At 58.5% G+C, this 19020-nt stretch carries 21 protein-coding genes; 15 read left to right on the top strand and 6 right to left on the bottom strand.

Going from position 1 to position 19020, the window contains the following annotated elements; all coding sequences use genetic code 11:
- Positions 1-342 carry a hypothetical protein gene (locus CKW21_RS25445; protein ID WP_047533476.1) on the top strand — a complete coding sequence of 114 codons (342 nt, stop codon included), beginning with the start codon at positions 1-3 and terminating at the stop codon, positions 340-342.
- A gap of 6 nt (positions 343-348) precedes the next feature.
- Here CKW21_RS25445 and CKW21_RS25440 read toward each other — a convergent pair whose 3' ends face one another.
- A complete protein-coding gene (locus CKW21_RS25440; protein ID WP_095196628.1) occupies positions 349-2178 on the bottom strand; it encodes a hypothetical protein in 1830 nt (609 codons plus the stop codon).
- 169 nt (positions 2179-2347) lie between these two features.
- Between CKW21_RS25440 and CKW21_RS25435 the strand changes: the two genes are divergently transcribed.
- From CKW21_RS25435 to CKW21_RS25425, 3 genes are all read left to right on the top strand, one after another.
- Positions 2348-2836: a TIGR00645 family protein gene (locus CKW21_RS25435; protein WP_095196627.1), complete on the top strand. Its 489-nt coding sequence runs from the start codon at positions 2348-2350 to the stop codon at positions 2834-2836.
- 219 nt (positions 2837-3055) lie between these two features.
- Entirely contained in the window at positions 3056-3364 is a 309-nt protein-coding gene (locus tag CKW21_RS25430; RefSeq protein ID WP_095196626.1) for a DUF6482 family protein, read from the top strand.
- 123 nt (positions 3365-3487) lie between these two features.
- Positions 3488-4105: an FKBP-type peptidyl-prolyl cis-trans isomerase gene (locus tag CKW21_RS25425; RefSeq protein ID WP_095196625.1), complete on the top strand. Its 618-nt coding sequence runs from the start codon at positions 3488-3490 to the stop codon at positions 4103-4105.
- A 129-nt stretch (positions 4106-4234) separates the two neighbouring features.
- Here the strand turns inward: CKW21_RS25425 and CKW21_RS25420 are convergent, their stop codons facing one another.
- The 3 genes from CKW21_RS25420 to CKW21_RS25410 form a co-directional block, all read right to left on the bottom strand.
- Positions 4235-4492 (bottom strand): hypothetical protein, encoded by a 258-nt coding sequence (locus CKW21_RS25420; protein ID WP_095196624.1) that lies wholly within the window; start codon positions 4490-4492, stop codon positions 4235-4237.
- A gap of 205 nt (positions 4493-4697) precedes the next feature.
- A complete protein-coding gene (locus CKW21_RS25415; protein ID WP_095196623.1) occupies positions 4698-5039 on the bottom strand; it encodes a zinc ribbon domain-containing protein YjdM in 342 nt (113 codons plus the stop codon).
- Between the two features lie 184 nt (positions 5040-5223).
- The gene (locus CKW21_RS25410) at positions 5224-6192 is read right to left on the bottom strand and encodes a polyprenyl synthetase family protein (protein ID WP_095196622.1); all 969 of its coding nucleotides are present in this window, start codon (positions 6190-6192) and stop codon (positions 5224-5226) included.
- 240 nt (positions 6193-6432) lie between these two features.
- Here CKW21_RS25410 and rplU point away from each other — a divergent pair, with 240 nt between their 5' ends.
- From rplU to CKW21_RS25385, 5 genes are all read left to right on the top strand, one after another.
- Positions 6433-6747: a 50S ribosomal protein L21 gene (gene rplU / locus CKW21_RS25405; RefSeq protein WP_003176051.1), complete on the top strand. Its 315-nt coding sequence runs from the start codon at positions 6433-6435 to the stop codon at positions 6745-6747.
- Positions 6748-6782: 35 nt separating this feature from the next.
- The gene (rpmA, locus tag CKW21_RS25400) at positions 6783-7040 is read left to right on the top strand and encodes a 50S ribosomal protein L27 (RefSeq protein ID WP_003281574.1); all 258 of its coding nucleotides are present in this window, start codon (positions 6783-6785) and stop codon (positions 7038-7040) included.
- Between the two features lie 197 nt (positions 7041-7237).
- Positions 7238-8461, top strand: a complete 1224-nt coding sequence (cgtA, locus tag CKW21_RS25395; RefSeq protein ID WP_095196621.1) for an Obg family GTPase CgtA — start codon at positions 7238-7240, stop codon at positions 8459-8461.
- Positions 8462-8598: 137 nt separating this feature from the next.
- Positions 8599-9717: a glutamate 5-kinase gene (gene proB / locus CKW21_RS25390; protein ID WP_077047080.1), complete on the top strand. Its 1119-nt coding sequence runs from the start codon at positions 8599-8601 to the stop codon at positions 9715-9717.
- A gap of 12 nt (positions 9718-9729) precedes the next feature.
- Positions 9730-10194, top strand: a complete 465-nt coding sequence (locus CKW21_RS25385; protein WP_095196620.1) for a CreA family protein — start codon at positions 9730-9732, stop codon at positions 10192-10194.
- Between the two features lie 184 nt (positions 10195-10378).
- On the opposite strand, the gene rpsT is transcribed toward CKW21_RS25385, so the two are convergent.
- A complete protein-coding gene (gene rpsT, locus CKW21_RS25380; protein ID WP_007970922.1) occupies positions 10379-10657 on the bottom strand; it encodes a 30S ribosomal protein S20 in 279 nt (92 codons plus the stop codon).
- A gap of 252 nt (positions 10658-10909) precedes the next feature.
- Between rpsT and murJ the strand changes: the two genes are divergently transcribed.
- The 6 genes from murJ to ispH all read left to right on the top strand — a co-directional run bounded on the left by murJ (position 10910) and on the right by ispH (position 18402).
- Entirely contained in the window at positions 10910-12448 is a 1539-nt protein-coding gene (murJ, locus tag CKW21_RS25370; protein WP_095196619.1) for a murein biosynthesis integral membrane protein MurJ, read from the top strand.
- Between the two features lie 142 nt (positions 12449-12590).
- Positions 12591-13529: a bifunctional riboflavin kinase/FAD synthetase gene (ribF, locus tag CKW21_RS25365; RefSeq protein ID WP_170948725.1), complete on the top strand. Its 939-nt coding sequence runs from the start codon at positions 12591-12593 to the stop codon at positions 13527-13529.
- 13 nt (positions 13530-13542) lie between these two features.
- Positions 13543-16374: an isoleucine--tRNA ligase gene (ileS, locus tag CKW21_RS25360; protein ID WP_095196617.1), complete on the top strand. Its 2832-nt coding sequence runs from the start codon at positions 13543-13545 to the stop codon at positions 16372-16374.
- Positions 16367-16879, top strand: coding sequence for a signal peptidase II (gene lspA / locus CKW21_RS25355; protein WP_095196616.1), 513 nt, complete (start codon positions 16367-16369; stop codon positions 16877-16879). The genes ileS and lspA overlap by 8 nt, the downstream gene beginning before the upstream one ends.
- A gap of 7 nt (positions 16880-16886) precedes the next feature.
- Positions 16887-17324 carry an FKBP-type peptidyl-prolyl cis-trans isomerase gene (gene fkpB, locus CKW21_RS25350; RefSeq protein ID WP_170948729.1) on the top strand — a complete coding sequence of 146 codons (438 nt, stop codon included), beginning with the start codon at positions 16887-16889 and terminating at the stop codon, positions 17322-17324.
- 130 nt (positions 17325-17454) lie between these two features.
- The gene (gene ispH / locus CKW21_RS25345) at positions 17455-18402 is read left to right on the top strand and encodes a 4-hydroxy-3-methylbut-2-enyl diphosphate reductase (protein ID WP_095196614.1); all 948 of its coding nucleotides are present in this window, start codon (positions 17455-17457) and stop codon (positions 18400-18402) included.
- Here ispH and CKW21_RS25340 read toward each other — a convergent pair.
- A complete protein-coding gene (locus tag CKW21_RS25340) occupies positions 18379-18927 on the bottom strand; it encodes a GspH/FimT family pseudopilin (protein WP_095196613.1) in 549 nt (182 codons plus the stop codon). The genes ispH and CKW21_RS25340 overlap by 24 nt on opposite strands.
- Between the last annotated feature and the right edge of the window lie 93 nt (positions 18928-19020).

Genomic DNA, 19020 nt, shown 5'->3' with positions numbered 1-19020 from the left:
ATGTCGCGCAACCTCTGCCTTACCCGTCAATGCCTGGGTCTTGTGACCCGTATCGAATGCGCCATCAAGCCCCTGGCTGGCGATACGGGCATGTGGACCTTGCTGTTCGCCGCCGGGATGGCCGGCGAACAACCTTCAGCCATCAAGGCCCAAGGCCCGTTTCATGGCCCTTTCGTGGCTGAGTCCATCCTCGACACCATTGTTGAAAGCCTGACCCTTCACGGCTACGAACTGGCCGATGATCCGCAAATCTGGTGCCTGCACCTGCAAGCCCAGCTGCGGGAAATCAATGGCGGTCGTTGCCGCAGTGTCGGTGGCTTCGAGTTCCGGCCAGAGCATTGATGCGCGCTACTGGTCCAGTTTGGACAGGTCAGCCTTGTCGAGCTTGACCTCGTAACCATATTGCACGGTGGCGAGGTCGGTTCGCTGATAGCTTTCCAGGCGCGTGGGCTTTCCATAGAAGTAATGCACGGCAAATAATCCGGGGCCTTCAGGGCTGGCGTCGTGGTTGACCGCAAGAATTTCCTTGAGGTAATGACCGCTATCGTCCTTGGCATAAAACCGCCAGTCCTGCTCGGGAAACACCTTCAGATTCACCACCAGAGCATTGCCTTTGAGTTCCAGGCCTTTGGGCAGCTGGCGGGCATCGATGCTCTGTTTATCGATTGTGGCCAGGAACAGTGGCATGGAGCCCACCGCATACGCGGGTGTTTCCGGGAACAGGTTCAGGTCGTAGGTGATAGTGCCGCGCAAGGGGTCGACCTCATAGGCTTGCGCTGGCAGTTCGATCGGCTCGTCGCGTTTGCCGCTGCTGTCCTCGGTGAAGAAGGTGACCGGGCTTTCACCAGGATTGAAAGACGTGCCGAGCAATTCATCATTGAAACTTCTGAGGTGACTGAACTCCACTCGCGCAGCGCTCGGGTCCTCCACTGACTGGCTGACAATGACGCCCTTTTTCAGTTGCTCCTCAGTCAATGTCGCGCCCTTGAGCCAGCTCGGCGCCTGATCGTCATACACCAGCACCGGCAATTCCAGGGGCTGGATGGTCTTCTGTGTGGTGTGACGGTCGAAGCGCCGCACCGGCAGGTTCAGATCCTTGCGGGTGACCGTGACCGCGGAGAAATCCAGCAGGCTGACTTCGAGAGTGTCGATCGGTCCATTGAAATACACCTTCGAGTATCGGTGGGTTTGCTGTTTCTCGAAGGTGCGCTGTTCCTCGTCGAGCTGTTTTTCGAACGCCTCGCTCCAGGCCTTCTGTTGCTGCATTTTCGCTAACTGTCGCTGATAGAAGGTAATTTGCGCCGCGGTTTCATTGATCGAGCCGGACCGCGAGAGAAACTGCCCGGTGGCATCCCTGGCCTGGACGATCAGCGGGTTCAGTGGTGCCTCCCCGATCTCCGGGGCCTGGGGCTCCTTGTTGTTGAATTCGATTTCCGCGTAGTTGTTGCCCATTTTCAGCAAGGTGACGCTGAGGTTGTCGTTGGTGCGAGTCTGGCCAACATCCTTTTTCGTCAGGTCGAAGCTATAGAGCCGGCGTGGCGCAATGACTTCCACCTTGCCTTGCAGGCTGACGGGTTGCGGCTGGCTCTTGATGTCGACATCGAGACCTTCGATGAACGGGTAGGTCACGGTCAGGTCATCAGGGTTGGTCAGGTTGGAGCTCGACGGACTCAGCTGGATGCCGGGATCGGTTTCCGACCATTCCGGCTGAAAGGCGATGACGCGTTTGTTGCTCAGTGTGACTGACTGCCATTCCAGACCATGGGGGAATAGAAATGCGGCAGGCGTGCTGAAGTTGAAAGGAAATACCGGCTGCAGGTCGGTCAGGTAGTCGGAGCTGGAATCTTTATGCAGCACGAACAGGCCGTTGATGTAAGTGTCGACCAGGGCCTGCGGCGTGGGGTAGTGCTTGAGTACGGCGAGGGCATCTTCACCGTATTCGGTCACCACCGGTTTGCTGTCGAGCTTCAGTTGCGCCCGTTCCAGCAGCAACAGTGAGCCGCCGAGCTCAGCCACGGCATCCTTGAGTTTCGGGTCAGTGATTGCATCCAGCGATTTTTCGAACTGCGCCGTCTTCTCCTCAAGGCTGATCTCGCGCTTGTCTTCGCCGGGCGAGCAGGCGCTCATCAGCAAAGCCAGGCAGATTCCGGCACTCGTCAAAGGCAATCGCACATCCATTTCCAGTTTCCTGTCCGATATCACTGCGCTGTCAATGGTTTGGACACTAGCAGAAAAAAAATGACATACACCCGCAGGTGACGGATTTACCGACGGTTTATGGCTGCTTCTGGGTATAGACGAGTGGCTGTTATACTCGCGACCATTTTCAAAACACGTGTGAGATTCAATGGAACGCTTTATCGAAAACGCAATGTACGCCTCCCGCTGGCTTCTGGCGCCGATCTACTTCGGCCTGTCCCTCGGGCTGCTGGCCTTGGCGCTGAAATTCTTCCAGGAAGTCTTCCACGTCATACCCAACGTCTTTTCGATGGCCGAAGCAGACCTGATCCTGGTACTGCTGTCGTTGATCGACATGGCGCTGGTGGGTGGTTTGCTGGTGATGGTGATGATCTCTGGTTACGAAAACTTCGTTTCCCAACTGGACATCGATGACACCAAGGAAAAGCTCAACTGGCTGGGCACCATGGATTCGTCTTCCCTGAAGATGAAGGTGGCGGCTTCGATCGTGGCGATTTCTTCCATCCACTTGCTGCGCATCTTCATGGACGCCAAGAACGTCGATCCCGAGCATTTGAAGTGGTATGTGATCATTCACATGACGTTCGTGGTGTCGGCATTCGCCATGGGTTATCTGGATAAGCTGACCAAGCACTGATTTGCCCACACCCCGTAGGAGCGAGCTTGCTCGAAAAACCTGATTGCTCCGCTGGGCATCTGGTTTTAAGCGTTTTCGTTAACGACCTTCGCGAGCAAGATCGCTCCCACAGAAGGGCATGGGTTGTGTAACAGACGAACGGTGTGGTTTGTGGCTTGTACTTTGATGCGTCAAGGCATATCCCTGTAAAGGTAATGACTCGCCGCATGAGGTGCGTTCATGAACCTGCAAGAGTTGAATGCGTATGCCGTCGCCGGAAAGGTCGATGAGCTGAACCTGATCTCGCTGGAAGGCGGAATCTATCTGCTGGAAGCCCGGATGCACGGAGCCGCCTATCCGCTGAGTGATACGCACGGGCACATGATGCACCTGCGCTCAGTTGAGCATGCCCGTGATGTGCTGCGCTCCTTTCCCAAGTTGAACTTCAATCTTGTGCACACCCTGGTGCACGACGAGATGTGCGGCCTCGGTGGCATTGATGAAAGTCTGAAGGTGCCGATCGAACAACGTTCTGCGCCACAGCACTGACGGCTCTGATCAACACATTGGCATCTGTGCTAGTCTGCTGACCCTTTTTGGTTCCGGGCGCTCCGGGGACAAGCTGTGCACGCACGGCAATTTCCCGGGCCGTTCGCACAGCGGAGCAGTGTCATGTCCGAAGTAAATCTGTCCACCGACGAAACCCGCGTCAGCTACGGTATTGGCCGTCAGCTGGGCGACCAACTGCGCGACAACCCGCCACCGGGCGTCAGCCTGGACGCGATCCTGGCAGGCCTGACCGACGCATTCGCCGGTAAGCCAAGCCGTGTCGGCCAGGACGAAATGTCCGCCAGCTTCAAGGTGATCCGCGAAATCATGCAGGCCGAGGCTGCAGCCAAAGCTGAAGCGGCCGCAGGTGAAGGCCTGGCCTTCCTGGCTGAAAACGCCAAGCGTGATGGCATCACCACCCTGGCTTCCGGTCTGCAGTTTGAAGTGCTGACTGCGGGTGAAGGCGCCAAGCCATCCCGTGAAGATACCGTGCGTACCCACTACCACGGCACGCTGATCGACGGCACTGTGTTCGACAGCTCCTACGAGCGTGGCCAGCCTGCGGAGTTCCCGGTTGGCGGCGTGATCGCCGGTTGGACCGAAGCCCTGCAACTGATGAATGCCGGCAGCAAATGGCGCCTGTACGTGCCGAGCGAACTGGCTTACGGCGCTCAAGGCGTTGGCAGCATCCCGCCACACAGCGTACTGGTGTTCGACGTCGAGCTGCTCGACGTTCTGTAATACCCAGCCCGGAATTACACCGGGCTAATGTGGGAGCGAGCCTGCTCGCGAAGGCGGAGTGTCAGTCAGCTAAATGTTGAATGTCAGACCGAATTCGCGAGAATCTCCCACAGTTTTTAACAGCGATGTTCATACTTCGATCTTGTTGTGCAGTTCACTGGTCGGGCGCAATGCCCGGGCATAGCAGAACAGAAACAGATTTCTCACCACTTCCTTGAGCACCACTGGCTCGCTGGAACTCAAACCATTGAGGTCCAGGTCTCCCTGGTCCTGCAGTTCGCTCAGGGCTTCTTCTTCAAGCACCGCACAGACTTCACCGGTTTCCCGGTGCAGGATTCTCAGATATGGGTGTGGGCGGTCAAGCCAGGCATCGATCAAATAAGTCATGTCTCATCTCCATTGATTGGGATTCAATGAGAATAATTCTTATTCATCAAATAGCAAGGGTCTATTGGCTGATTGTGGCTTTTTCCGGGTAAAGATTGCGTAAGGTCAAAACGACTGGCGTTCAGCTATCACGAGCATGTGTTGGTCGGGCAGGGGAGGGCGAAGCACCATCCCGCGTCGGGCGCGGGATGGGGATGCAGCGAAATCAGACTTTTCTGACGAACTCGGATTTGAGCTTCATCGGGCCGATCCCGTCGATCTTGCAGTCGATATCGTGATCACCATCGCACAAGCGGATGTTCTTCACCTTTGTGCCGACCTTGACTACCAGGGATGTGCCTTTGACCTTGAGATCCTTGATGACGGTGATGGTGTCGCCGTCCTGCAGGATGTTGCCCACCGAATCCTTTTTCACTGCATCATCGGACACCGCTTCGGCTTCGCCGCCGGCGGACCATTCGTGGGCGCACTCGGGGCAGATCAGCTGGGCGCCGTCTTCATAGGTGTATTCGGAATTGCATTTCGGGCAGGGTGGCAACGTGCTCACTAAGGCTCCTTGGATTCAGGATCGCTAAAAAGCGCACATTATATAGGGTTTTAGGCGAAAGAGGGCAGGACCGAAAAAACCTGTGGGAGCGAGCCTGCTCGCGATAGCGACTTAACATTCAACGCAGATGTCGACTGTAAGTCCGCTTTCGCGAGCAGGCTCGCTCCCACAGGAGATGTTGCTGTCAGTGTGTACGGGCGACCGCAAACTCGCTCAATTCGACCAGCGCATCGCGATATTCGCTGGCCGGCAGCGCGTCGAGGCACTTGATCGCACGGGCCACATAGTCGCGGGCCAACTTTGCGGTGTATTCCAGCGAACCCGAGGCTTCCACGGCTGCACGAATGCTTTCCAGGTCTTCGATGCCGCCTTTCTGGATCGCCTTGCGTACCAGGGCTGCCTGCTCCGGTGTGCCTTCGCGCATGGTGTAGATCAGCGGGAGGGTCGGCTTGCCTTCGGCAAGATCGTCACCGACGTTCTTGCCCAGGGTTTCAGCGTCGCCTTTGTAGTCCAGCAGGTCGTCGACCAGTTGGAAAGCCACACCCAGATGATCACCGAAGGTGCGCAGCGCTTCGCTCTGTTCAGGCGTTGCACCGGCCAGCGCCGCGGCGCTGTGGGTCGAAGCTTCGAAGAGCATCGCGGTCTTGCCGCGGATGACTTCCATGTAGGTTTCTTCGGTGGTGCTGGCGTCACGAACCTTCGACAGCTGCAACACTTCGCCCTCGGCGATGATGCGCGTGGCTTGTGAAAGAATCTTCATGACCGGCATGGAGCCCAGCTCGACCATCATTTCGAACGAGCGTGAGTACAGGAAGTCGCCCACCAGTACGCTGGGTGCATTGCCCCACATGGCGTTGGCGGTCGAGCGGCCTCGGCGCATGCCGGACATGTCGACCACATCGTCATGCAGCAGGGTCGCGGTGTGCAGGAACTCGATGGTCGCGGCCAGCAGGCGAAGGTCATCGCCTTCACGGCCCAGGGCCTTGCCACACAGCAACACCAATAAAGGTCGAAGGCGTTTGCCGCCGGCCGAGGTGATGTAATCGCCGATTTTCGACACCAGCGGCACTCGGGAAGTCAGCTGCTTCTTGATGATGCCGTCGACGGCGCTAAAATCGTCCGCGACCGCGCGGTAGAAAGCTTGGGGTTGCATCAGCGACAGTCGCTCCAGAAGGGTTGCGCGGCATGCTAGGACCCACGTCCGGGCCTGTCAAGGCGCGATGGACGGCCTATTGCAAGGCGCTCGTGCCTTGCGTACAATCGCGCACCCTGAACTTCCTGGGCAGCACCTGCCTTACGCAATTGCAATCGGGCCTTCCAGCCCCATGCAGCCATGCCAGCCAATACCTCTTCTTATAAAGAGCTGGGTGAGCAGGATTATCGGAGAAATACCATGTCTTATGCAGTAATCGTTACTGGCGGCAAGCAATACAAGGTCGCCCCGGGTGAATACCTGAAGATCGAAAAACTGGAAATCGCTACCGGCGAATCCGTTACCTTTGATCGCGTTCTGTTGGTTGCCAATGGCGACGACGTGAATATCGGCGCTCCAGTTGTTGCTGGCGCTACCGTTGTGGCTGAAGTGATCTCCCAAGGTCGTCACGATAAAGTCCGCATCATCAAGTTCCGTCGCCGTAAGCACCACATGAAGCGTATGGGCCACCGCCAGTGGTACACCGAGATCAAAATCACCGGTATTCAGGCTTAATTACAGCCTAATTCCTCACTAGGAGAATTGAACTCATGGCACACAAAAAAGCTGGTGGTAGTACCCGTAACGGTCGCGACTCAGAAGCCAAACGCCTTGGCGTGAAGATGTATGGCGGCCAGGCTATCAAAGCAGGCAACATCATCGTGCGTCAGCGCGGCACCCAATTCCACGCTGGCTACGGCGTTGGCATGGGTAAAGATCACACCCTCTTCGCTAAAGTCGAAGGCGTGATCAAGTTCGAAGTAAAAGGCGCCTTCGGTCGTCGTTACGTGAGCGTTGTCGCGGCTTAATTGCGCGATCGCTGGAAAAGCCCTGTCTCGCGACGGGGCTTTTTCGTTTGTGGGGTGAGTCTCTTGCAAAACTGTTTGTATGGGCTGTCGGCGCGCTGGACTGTGCGGTCGTTGATTGAGGTCGCTGCGCTCATTTTTGCAAGAGTCTTATGTCTTAGTGTTTTTCGGCTCGTCCGTATGGCGAGAGGCGTTGTGTTATGAAGTTTGTTGATGAAGTATCGATCCGAGTAAAGGCTGGCGACGGCGGTAACGGTTGCATGAGTTTCCGTCGCGAAAAATTCATCGAAAACGGTGGTCCGAACGGTGGTGATGGCGGTGATGGCGGCTCGGTCTACATGATCGCCGACGAAAACCTCAACACCCTGGTGGACTATCGTTACACCCGGCACTTCGATGCCGAGCGTGGCTCCAACGGCGGCAGCACTGATTGCACCGGCAAAAAAGGTGAGGATCTGGTACTGCGCGTACCGGTCGGCACCACCGTGATCGACTCCGCGACCCAGGAAGTGATCGGCGACCTGACCAAGGCTGGTCAGAAGCTGCTGGTTGCCCATGGTGGCTGGCACGGTCTGGGCAACACCCGCTTCAAATCCAGCACCAACCGTGCGCCGCGCCAGACTACGCCGGGCAAGCCGGGCGAACAGCGTGACCTCAAGCTGGAAATGAAAGTGCTGGCGGACGTTGGTCTGCTGGGCTTGCCGAACGCCGGCAAAAGTACCTTTATCCGTTCGGTGTCGGCTGCCAAGCCGAAAGTCGCCGACTATCCGTTCACTACTTTGGTGCCAAACCTGGGTGTGGTCAGCGTCGATCGCTGGAAAAGCTTCGTGGTTGCGGACATTCCGGGTCTGATCGAAGGTGCTTCCGATGGCGCGGGCCTGGGGATTCGCTTCCTCAAGCACTTGTCGCGCACGCGCCTGCTGCTGCACCTTGTCGACATGGCGCCGCTGGATGAGACCGATGCTGCGGAAGCGGCTGAAGTGATCGTCAGCGAGCTGACCAAGTTCAGCCCGTCCCTGGCTGAGCGTGATCGCTGGCTGGTGCTGAACAAGTGCGACCAGATCCTCGATGAAGAGCATGATGCCCGCGTCAAGGAAATCGTTGATCGTCTGGAGTGGACGGGTCCGGTTTACGTGATTTCGGCCATCGCCAAGCAGAACACCGAGCGTCTGTGTCACGACATCATGCGTTACCTGGAGGATCGTGCTGATCGCCTGGCTAACGACCCGGTCTACAAGGAAGAGCTGGCCGAGCTTGATCAGCGCATCGAAGACGAAGCCCGTGCCCAGCTGCAGGCGCTGGATGACCAGCGTGCCCTGCGTCGCAGTGGCGTGAAGTCGGTCCACGACATCGGCGATGATGATTGGGATGAAGAAGATGTGGATGACGAAGACGGTCCGGAAATCATTTACGTGCGTGACTGATTCGTTGCGATAAACTTAAGCGCCGCTCAATCGAGCGGCGTTTTAGTATCTGGAAATCGATCGTTGGTCACGAATAACCACGAATAACGTCACGGGCAGTGCTAGGTCGCGCTGTCCTCAAGCTAAGGTTGAAGATGATGCGGAGCAAGGTGACAGGTGCGCAGCGTTGGGTCGTGAAAATCGGCAGCGCTCTGCTGACGGCGGACGGCAAGGGCCTGGATCGCGCGGCAATGGGTGTCTGGGTTGAACAGATGGTGGCCTTGCATGAGGCGGGTGTCGAGCTGGTGCTGGTGTCCTCCGGGGCGGTGGCGGCGGGCATGAGTCGTCTGGGCTGGACTTCGCGACCCAGTGCGATGCACGAACTCCAGGCCGCTGCTGCAATCGGCCAGATGGGGTTGGTGCAGGCTTGGGAGTCGAGCTTTGCCGAGCATGGTCGGCACACTGCGCAGATTCTCCTGACCCACGACGACCTGTCCGACCGCAAGCGCTACCTGAACGCTCGTAGCACCTTGCGCGCGCTGGTTGAGCTGAAGGTTATTCCGGTGATCAATGAAAACGACACCGTGGTCACAGACGAAATCCGTTTCGGCGATAACGATACCCTGGCGGCGCTGGTGGCCAACCTGGTCGAGGCGGACCTGCTGGTGATCCTCACGGATCGCGATGGCATGTTCGACGCCGATCCGCGCAACAATCCGGATGCCCAGCTGATTTACGAGGCGCGTGCCGATGACCCGGCGCTTGACGCGGTGGCGGGTGGGACCGGTGGTGCGCTGGGGCGCGGCGGCATGCAGACCAAATTGCGCGCAGCGCGTCTGGCGGCGCGTTCCGGTGCGCACACGATCATTGTTGGTGGGCGCCTCGAGCGAGTGCTGGATCGTCTCAAGGCGGGCGAGCGCATCGGCACCTTGCTTTCGCCTGAGCGCGGCATGCTGGCGGCGCGCAAACAGTGGCTGGCCGGGCACCTGCAAACCCGTGGCACGCTGGTGCTGGATGCGGGCGCGGTGACGGCGCTCTCCCAAGGCAACAAGAGTTTGCTGCCGGTGGGGGTGAAGTTGGTTCAGGGCAGCTTCCGTCGCGGCGAGATGGTGGTATGTGTGGCGCCGGACGGTCGAGAGATTGCGCGTGGCCTGGCCAACTACAGTGCGCTGGAAGCGCAAAAAATCATCGGTCAGTCCTCTGATGCGATTGTCGGTCTGTTGGGTTACATGGCGGAGCCGGAACTGGTTCATCGCGATAACCTGATCCTGGTCTGAAGGAATACCTGAATGCGTGTGGCAAAAGGATTGTTGGGGCTGCTGCTGGCGATGCCGCTGCTGGCTTCGGCCGAGGAAATTGGCCAGGTGTCGACGGTGTTCAAGTTCGTTGGGCCGAACGACCGGATCGTGGTCGAGGCGTTTGATGATCCGAAGGTCGAGGGTGTGACCTGCTACCTGTCGCGTGCCAAGACGGGTGGCGTGAAAGGTGGTCTGGGACTCGCCGAGGATCGTGCCGAGGCTTCCATTGCGTGTCGTCAGGTAGGGCCAATCAAGTTCAAGGGCGAGCTGAAGGACGGTGATGAAGTATTCAAGGAGCGCACCTCGCTGGTGTTCAAGACCATGCAGGTGGTGCGTTTCCTCGACAAGAAGCGTAATACGCTGGTTTATCTGGTCTACAGTGATCGCTTGATCGAGGGCAGTCCGCAGAATGCGGTGACGGCGATTCCGATTTTGCCGTGGGCGAGCGCCCAGTAATCTGAAGTTCGCGAAGATCCACTGTGGGAGCGAGCCTGCTCGCGAAGATGGCTGCACATTCAGCATTCATGTGTCTGATGTACCGCTTTCGCGAGCAGGATCCCTCCCGCATTTTTGTCGAATTCACCAAATCGCAGGCAATAAAAAACCGACCCTGAGGTCGGTTTTTTAATGAGCGTGTCGCTTAGGCAGCAGCGGCAACGTTCAGGGCCTTTACGTGGCCATTCAGGCGGCTCTTATGGCGAGCAGCCTTGTTCTTGTGGATGATGCCTTTATCGGCCATGCGGTCGATAACTGGCACAGCCAGAACGTAAGCAGCTTGTGCTTTGGCAGCGTCTTTTGCGTCGATGGCCTTAACTACGTTTTTGATGTAGGTACGAACCATGGAACGCAGGCTGGCGTTGTGGCTGCGACGCTTCTCAGCCTGTTTTGCACGTTTTTTGGCGGAAGGTGAGTTGGCCACCGTCGAGCTCCTCGAAAGACTTTTTAGGAAATAGCAAACAAAATAGGCCGCGAATCATGCCGATGAGTTGAAGTCTTGTCAAGGGCGCTTGAAACGTTCCGCTAAGTGGTAGGCGTGGTGCGACGGGATATTTCTTTCCGGCGTGTGACCTGTAAACTCGCGAGCTTTGGCTCTGTGCTGTTGCGGCGCGGAGTATCGCACAAGTAGGCGCGTAGTTCGCCTGCTGTTTATCGACAGGCACAAACTCTTTCAATGAATCTGCTCAAATCGTTGGCCGCCGTCAGCTCTATCACGATGCTTTCCCGGGTTCTCGGATTCGTCCGTGACACCCTCATTGCGCGCGCATTCGGCGCAGGAATGGCAACCGACGCCTTCTTTATCGCATTCAAACTGCCCAACCTGTTGCGGCGCATCTTCGCCGAGGGGGCGTTTTCCCAGGCGTTCGTGCCCATTCTTGCCGAATATAAAAGCCAGAAAGGGGACGAGGCGACGCGTACGTTCATTGCCTATGTCTCGGGCCTGTTGACGCTGGTGCTGGCGCTGGTTACGGCGCTGGGCATGCTTGCCGCGCCGTGGGTCATCTGGGTGACGGCACCGGGTTTCACCGACACGCCGGAAAAGTTCGAACTCACCACCAGCCTGTTGCGGGTGACCTTCCCCTACATATTGCTGATTTCCCTGTCGTCCCTGGCTGGCGCGATCCTCAACACCTGGAACCGTTTTTCGGTGCCGGCCTTTGTGCCGACGCTGCTGAACGTCAGCATGATCATCTTTTCGCTGTTCCTGACGCCGTATTTTGATCCGCCGGTGATGGCGCTGGGTTGGGCCGTACTGGTGGGCGGCCTGGCGCAGTTGCTCTATCAGCTGCCTCACCTGAAAAAGATCGGCATGCTGGTGCTGCCGCGCCTGAATCTGCGCGACAGTGGCGTCTGGCGAGTGATGAAGCAGATGCTGCCGGCGATTCTCGGGGTATCGGTCAGCCAGATTTCGCTGATCATCAATACCATTTTCGCCTCGTTCCTGGTCGCCGGCTCCGTATCCTGGATGTACTACGCCGATCGTTTGATGGAGCTGCCTTCCGGCGTACTGGGCGTAGCGTTGGGCACGATTCTGCTGCCGACGCTGGCCAAGACTTACGCCAGCAAGGATCGCCATGAGTATTCTCGAATCCTCGATTGGGGTCTGCGCCTTTGCTTCATGCTGGTGCTGCCTTGCGCTCTGGCATTGGGGATTCTGGCCGAGCCACTGACGGTTTCATTGTTCCAGTACGGTCAGTTCAGTGCTTTCGATGCGGCGATGACCCAGCGGGCGCTGATTGCCTACTCGGTCGGTTTACTCGGGATTATTGTGATCAAAGTGCTGGCTCCCGGCTTTTATGCGCAACAAAACATCCGGACTCCGGTAAAAATCGCGATTTTTACCCTGATCGTCACGCAGCTGTTCAACCTGGTGCTGATCGGCCCCCTGGCCCATGCCGGCCTGGCGCTTGCCATCAGTGCCGGCGCCTGCCTCAATGCCGGGTTGCTTTTCTATCAGTTGCGCAAGCAGCAGATGTACCAGCCGCAACCGGGTTGGGCTAAGTTCGGTTTCAAGTTGGTGGTTGCGGTGGCGGTGATGTCTGGCGTGTTGCTGGCCGGGATGCATTTCATGCCGGCCTGGGGCGAGGGGCAGATGCTTGAGCGCTTCCTGCGCCTGGGCGCGTTGGTGGTCGCGGGTGTGGTGGCTTATTTCGGCATGTTAGTGTTGATGGGCTTCCGTTTGCGCGACTTCAATCGCAAGGCGCTGGGCTGAGGATAAAACCTCGATAACTATTTAGAAAAAACGTGGGCGGGCCGGCATTTTTGTCGGCTCGATTACTTTGGCATACGGTGTTGCCTGTCGTCGGCCGCCGGGTGTGGTTATAATCGACCACTTTATGAGCAAGAAGCGCGTTATGCAGCTGGTTCGAGGCCTCCACAATCTGCGCCCCCAGCATCGGGGCTGCGTCGCCACTATTGGCAACTTTGACGGTGTACACCGTGGCCACCAGGCTATCCTGGCGCGGCTGCGTGAGCGTGCGCTCGAATTGGGCGTGCCCAGCTGCGTGGTGATTTTCGAGCCGCAGCCACGGGAGTTCTTCGCGCCGGATACGGCGCCTGCGCGTTTGGCCCGCCTGCGGGACAAACTGCAGCTGCTGGCGGCCGAAGGCGTCGACCGGGTCTTGTGCCTGGCGTTCAATCAGCGTCTGAGCAAGCTCAGCGCCAAGGCGTTCGTCGATACCATCCTAGTGGACGGCCTCGGCGTGCAACACCTTGAAGTCGGCGACGACTTCCGTTTCGGCTGTGACCGGGTAGGGGATTTCGATTTCCTGCAACAGGCCGGTGTCACACAGGGTTTTACCGTTGAAGCGGCGCAGACCGTCGAACTCGACGGCATCCGGGTCAGCAGTACCCAGGTGCGTAATGCGCTGGCGGCTGCCGACTTTGTCCTGGCCGAACGTCTGCTCGGTCGCCCGTACCGTATCGCAGGTCGCGTGCTGCACGGCCAGAAACTCGCGCGGCAGCTGGGTACGCCCACCGCCAATATACAACTCAAGCGCCGTCGCGTGCCGTTCACCGGGGTTTACCTGGTCAACGTGGAGATCGACGGCAAGACCTGGCCCGGCGTCGCCAACATCGGCGTGCGGCCCACGGTTCAAGGTGATGGCAAGGCCCACCTGGAAGTGCATCTTTTAGATTTTGCCGGCGATCTGTATGACCGGCGTTTAACGGTGGTTTTCCACCACAAGCTGCGTGAAGAGCAGCGTTTCGCCTCTCTGGAGGCGCTGAAAACGGCGATCAACGCGGATGTCGCCGCCGCCCGTGCACTAGCCGCACCTAGCGCCCATCGCTAATGAAGAGCCTTAAATGACCGACTATAAAGCCACGCTAAACCTTCCGGACACCGCCTTCCCAATGAAGGCCGGCCTGCCTCAGCGCGAACCGCAGATTCTGCAGCGCTGGGACAGCATTGGCCTGTACGGAAAGTTGCGCGAGATTGGCAAGGATCGTCCGAAGTTCGTTCTTCACGACGGTCCTCCGTACGCCAACGGCACGATTCACATCGGTCATGCGCTGAACAAGATTCTCAAGGACATGATCATCCGCTCGAAGACCCTGTCGGGCTACGATGCGCCTTATGTTCCGGGCTGGGACTGCCACGGCCTGCCGATCGAGCACAAAGTCGAAGTGACCCACGGCAAGAACCTGGGCGCGGACAAGACCCGCGAACTGTGCCGGGCGTACGCCACCGAACAGATCGAAGGCCAGAAATCCGAATTCATCCGTCTGGGCGTGTTGGGTGACTTTGCCAACCCGTACAAGACCATGGACTTCAAGAATGAGGCCGGTGAAATCCGCGCCCTGGCTGAAATCGTCAAGGGCGGTTTCGTGTTCAAGGGCTTGAAGCCTGTGAACTGGTGCTTTGACTGCGGTTCGGCCCTTGCTGAAGCGGAAGTCGAGTACGAGAACAAGAAGTCCTCGACCATCGACGTGGCTTTCCCGATTGCCGATGAAGCCAAGCTGGCTGCCGCCTTCGGTCTGGCATCGCTGGCCAAGCCTGCCTCGATCGTGATCTGGACCACCACCCCGTGGACCATCCCGGCCAACCAGGCGTTGAACGTCCACCCGGAATTCAACTACGCGCTGGTTGATGTCGGCGACAAGCTGCTGGTACTGGCTGAAGAGCTGGTCGAATCGTGCCTGGCCCGTTACAGCCTGCAAGGCTCGGTCATCGCGACCACTACCGGTAAAGCGCTGGAGCTGATCAACTTCCGTCACCCGTTCTATGATCGTCTGTCGCCGGTTTACCTGGCCGACTACGTCGAGCTGGGCGCCGGCACCGGTGTGGTTCACTCTTCGCCGGCCTACGGCGTGGACGACTTCGTGACCTGCAAGAAGTACGGCATGGTCAACGACGACATCCTCAACCCGGTACAAAGCAATGGCGTGTACGTGCCATCGCTGGAGTTCTTCGGCGGCCAGTTCATCTGGAAGGCCAACCCGGCCATCGTCGACAAGCTGACCGAAGTCGGTGCGCTGCTGCACACCACCATCATCGAACACAGCTACATGCACTGCTGGCGCCACAAGACGCCGCTGATCTACCGCGCCACCGCACAGTGGTTCATCGGCATGGACAAGCAGCCGACCACGGGCGACACCCTGCGCCAGCGTTCGATCAAAGCCATTGAAGACACCAAGTTCGTCCCGGCCTGGGGCCAGGCGCGCCTGCACTCGATGATCGCCAACCGTCCGGACTGGTGCATTTCCCGTCAGCGCAACTGGGGCGTGCCGATCCCGTTCTTCCTGAACAAGGAAAGCGGCGAGCTGCACCCACGCACTGTCGAACTGATGGAAGAAGTCGCCAAGCGCGTCGAAGTGGAAGGCATCGAAGCCTGGTTCAAGCTGGACGCTGCCGAACTGCTGGGCGATGAAGCGCCGCAGTACGACAAGATCAGTGACACGCTGGACGTCTGGTTCGATTCGGGCACCACGCACTGGCACGTGCTGCGCGGTTCGCATCCGATGGGCCACGAAACCGGTCCACGGGCCGACCTGTACCTGGAAGGTTCGGACCAGCACCGCGGCTGGTTCCACTCCTCCCTGTTGACCGGTTGCGCCATCGACAACCACGCGCCATACCGCGAGCTGCTGACCCACGGTTTCACCGTCGACGAGTCCGGCCGCAAGATGTCCAAGTCGCTGGGCAACGTCATTGCACCGCAAAAGGTCAACGACACCCTGGGCGCCGATATCATGCGTCTGTGGGTGGCATCGACCGACTATTCGGGCGAAATGGCGGTTTCCGAGCAGATCCTGCAACGCAGTGCGGACGCCTACCGGCGTATCCGTAACACCGCGCGCTTCCTGCTCTCGAACCTGACCGGGTTCAACCCGGCCACCGACCTCCTGCCGGCCGAAGAAATGCTGGCACTGGACCGTTGGGCCGTGGACCGTACCCTGCTGCTGCAACGCGAGCTGCAAGAGCACTACGGCGAATACCGCTTCTGGAACGTCTACTCCAAGATCCACAACTTCTGCGTGCAGGAGCTGGGCGGTTTCTACCTGGATATCATCAAGGATCGCCAGTACACCACCGGCGCCGACAGCAAGGCCCGTCGTTCGTGCCAGACCGCGCTGTTCCATATCTCTGAAGCGCTGGTTCGCTGGATCGCGCCGATCCTGGCGTTCACCGCCGACGAGTTGTGGCAGTACCTGCCGGGCGAGCGTAACGAGTCGGTGATGCTCAACACCTGGTACGAAGGCCTGACCGAGTTGCCAGAAGGCTTCGAGCTGGATCGCGCGTACTGGGACCGGATCATGGCGGTCAAGGTCGCGGTCAACAAGGAAATGGAAATCCAGCGTGCAGCCAAGGCTGTCGGTGGCAACCTGCAAGCCGAAGTGACGCTGTTCGCCGAAGACGCCCTGAGCGCCGACCTGGCCAAGTTGAGCAACGAGCTGCGCTTCGTCCTGATTACCTCCACCGCCAGCGTTGCGCCTTTTGTAAAAGCGCCTGAGGACGCGGTAGTGACCGAAGTTGCCGGCCTGAAGCTCAAAGTGGTCAAGTCGAGCCACGCCAAGTGCGCCCGTTGCTGGCACTGCCGTGAAGACGTCGGCGTGAACCCGGAGCATCCGGAGATTTGCGGTCGTTGCGTCGACAACATCAGCGGTGCTGGCGAGGTTCGCCACTATGCCTAACGCCGTTGGCCGTTTCGGACGGCTGAGCTGGCTCTGGTTGAGTTTGCTGGTCCTGGTCATCGACCAGGCCAGCAAGTTCTACTTCGAAGGCAAGCTTACGATGTACCAGCAAATCGTGGTGATCCCCGATTACTTCAGCTGGACCCTGGCCTACAACACCGGTGCTGCGTTCAGCTTCCTGGCCGACAGCTCCGGCTGGCAGCGCTGGCTGTTTGCCTTGATTGCGATCGTGGTCAGTGCGGTGCTGGTGGTCTGGCTCAAACGCCTGGGCCGCAATGAAACCTGGCTGGCAGTCGCCCTGGCACTGGTGCTCGGTGGCGCGCTGGGTAACCTTTATGACCGCATTGCCCTGGGCCATGTGATCGATTTCATCCTGGTGCACTGGCAGAACCGCTGGTACTTCCCGGCGTTCAACTTTGCCGACAGTGCTATCACTGTAGGCGCAGTCATGCTGGCACTGGATATGTTCAAAAGTAAAAAGACCGGAGAAGCCGTTCATGACTGAACAGGTATTGGCTGAGCAACGCATCGGCCAGAACACGGAAGTCACCTTGCATTTCGCATTGCGCCTGGAGAACGGCGACACGGTGGACAGCACCTTCGACAAGGCCCCGGCGACTTTCAAGGTTGGTGATGGCAACCTGTTGCCAGGTTTCGAGGCTGCACTGTTCGGTTTCAAGGCAGGCGACAAGCGTACGCTGAGCATCGAGCCGGAAAACGCATTTGGCCAGCCCAACCCGCAAAACGTGCAGATCATTCCGCGCTCGCAGTTCCAGAACATGGACCTGTCGCCGGGTTTGCTGGTGATCTTCAACGATGCGGCCAATACTGAATTGCCAGGCGTGGTGAAAGAATTCGATGATGCGCAAGTGACCATCGACTTCAACCACCCGTTGGCCGGCAAGACGCTGACCTTTGACGTGGAAATTATCTCCGTCAAAGCGCTTTAACTGCTTTTCTGTAGGAGCGAGCTCGCTCGCGATGATCGTTAACGAATACGCGTTTTTTCTGGATTAACGCGTTGTCCTTTAGTTTTTCGCGAGCAAGCTCGCTCCTACAGGGCAAGACACGAGGCACAGCATGCAAATCAAACTCGCCAACCCCCGTGGCTTCTGCGCCGGTGTGGACCGGGCGATCGAAATCGTCAACCGCGCCCTGGAAGTCTTCGGACCGCCGATCTATGTGCGCCATGAAGTGGTCCACAACAAATTCGTCGTCGAAGACCTGCGCAATCGTGGCGCGATCTTCGTCGAAGAGCTGGATCAGGTGCCGGACGACGTGATCGTGATCTTCAGTGCCCACGGTGTGTCCCAGGCTGTACGCACGGAAGCCGCTGGCCGTGGCCTGAAAGTGTTCGATGCCACATGCCCGCTGGTGACCAAGGTGCACATCGAAGTTGCGCGCTACAGCCGCGACGGTCGTGAATGCATCCTCATCGGCCACGCCGGTCACCCTGAAGTCGAAGGCACCATGGGCCAGTACGATGCCAGCAACGGCGGGGCGATCTACCTGGTCGAAGACGAGAAAGACGTCGCCGAACTGCAAGTGAACAATCCCGAAAAACTGGCGTTCGTGACCCAGACCACCCTGTCCATGGACGATACCAGCCGCGTCATCGACGCCCTGCGTACCCGTTTCCCGGCCATTGGCGGTCCGCGCAAGGACGATATCTGCTACGCCACGCAAAACCGTCAGGACGCAGTCAAGCAACTGGCTGACGAATGCGATGTGGTGCTGGTGGTCGGCAGCCCGAACAGCTCCAACTCAAATCGCCTGCGTGAACTCGCCGAGCGCATGGCCACTCCGGCCTATCTGATCGACGGTGCCGAAGACCTGCAAAAGAGCTGGTTCGACGGTGTCGAGCGTATCGGCATCACCGCTGGCGCCTCCGCGCCGGAAGTCCTGGTGCGTGGCGTGATCCAGCAATTGCAGGCCTGGGGCGCCACCGGCGCCGACGAGCTGGCGGGTCGGGAAGAGAACATCACGTTCTCCATGCCTAAAGAACTACGTGTTCGCTCCCTGCTCTGAGTCTTCTCCACCCACGCATAACGCCTGTTCAGTCTTTTTGCTGCGCAGGCTGACGAGACCGGTGCGGGCCAGTACCACCTGGTATTGGCTCAACGGCTCGCGGGCTGAGCAAATGTGCAATGTCCCCGCTTGAAAAGCCCCGCTTGGCAATAGCGGCTCACCCAGACCACTGAACCTTACAAAACTCCTGACCGGTCGATTACCCACAACAGGCACACGGGCACTGCCTTGGCGTTCCATAAGCAGCGGATTGCTGCTGTCCTCATGTCCCTTGCCGCTCACATCCAGAATCATCCGCCAGCCTTGAGCCCAGTCATTGTTGATGCTGTGGATGACGATGGTCTGATTGCGTGTGATGGCTTCGGTTCTGGCCGTGCGTATGCCACTGAAAAGCGACCTCGCCGCCTCCTCCCGATAATTCGACTCCGTTACGGCTGCAAACGCCGGACTGACCAAATGCAGAACAATCCCGACAATCGTCAGTCCCATGAGCAGTTCGATCAGGCTGAAACCGTGCTGACGCATGGCAAATCCCTCCCTGGAGTGTTGTGCCCCGTGCGATCCGTGCACGAGTGATGGCAATCCAACCGCGCCGCGGCGGTCGAACGTTCTAGTGTG

This window comes from Pseudomonas sp. Irchel 3A7 (assembly GCF_900187565.1).
Taxonomy (GTDB): domain Bacteria; phylum Pseudomonadota; class Gammaproteobacteria; order Pseudomonadales; family Pseudomonadaceae; genus Aquipseudomonas.
Note: the sequence above shows the minus strand (reverse complement) of the source record. Positions and strands in the feature narration are given on the sequence as shown.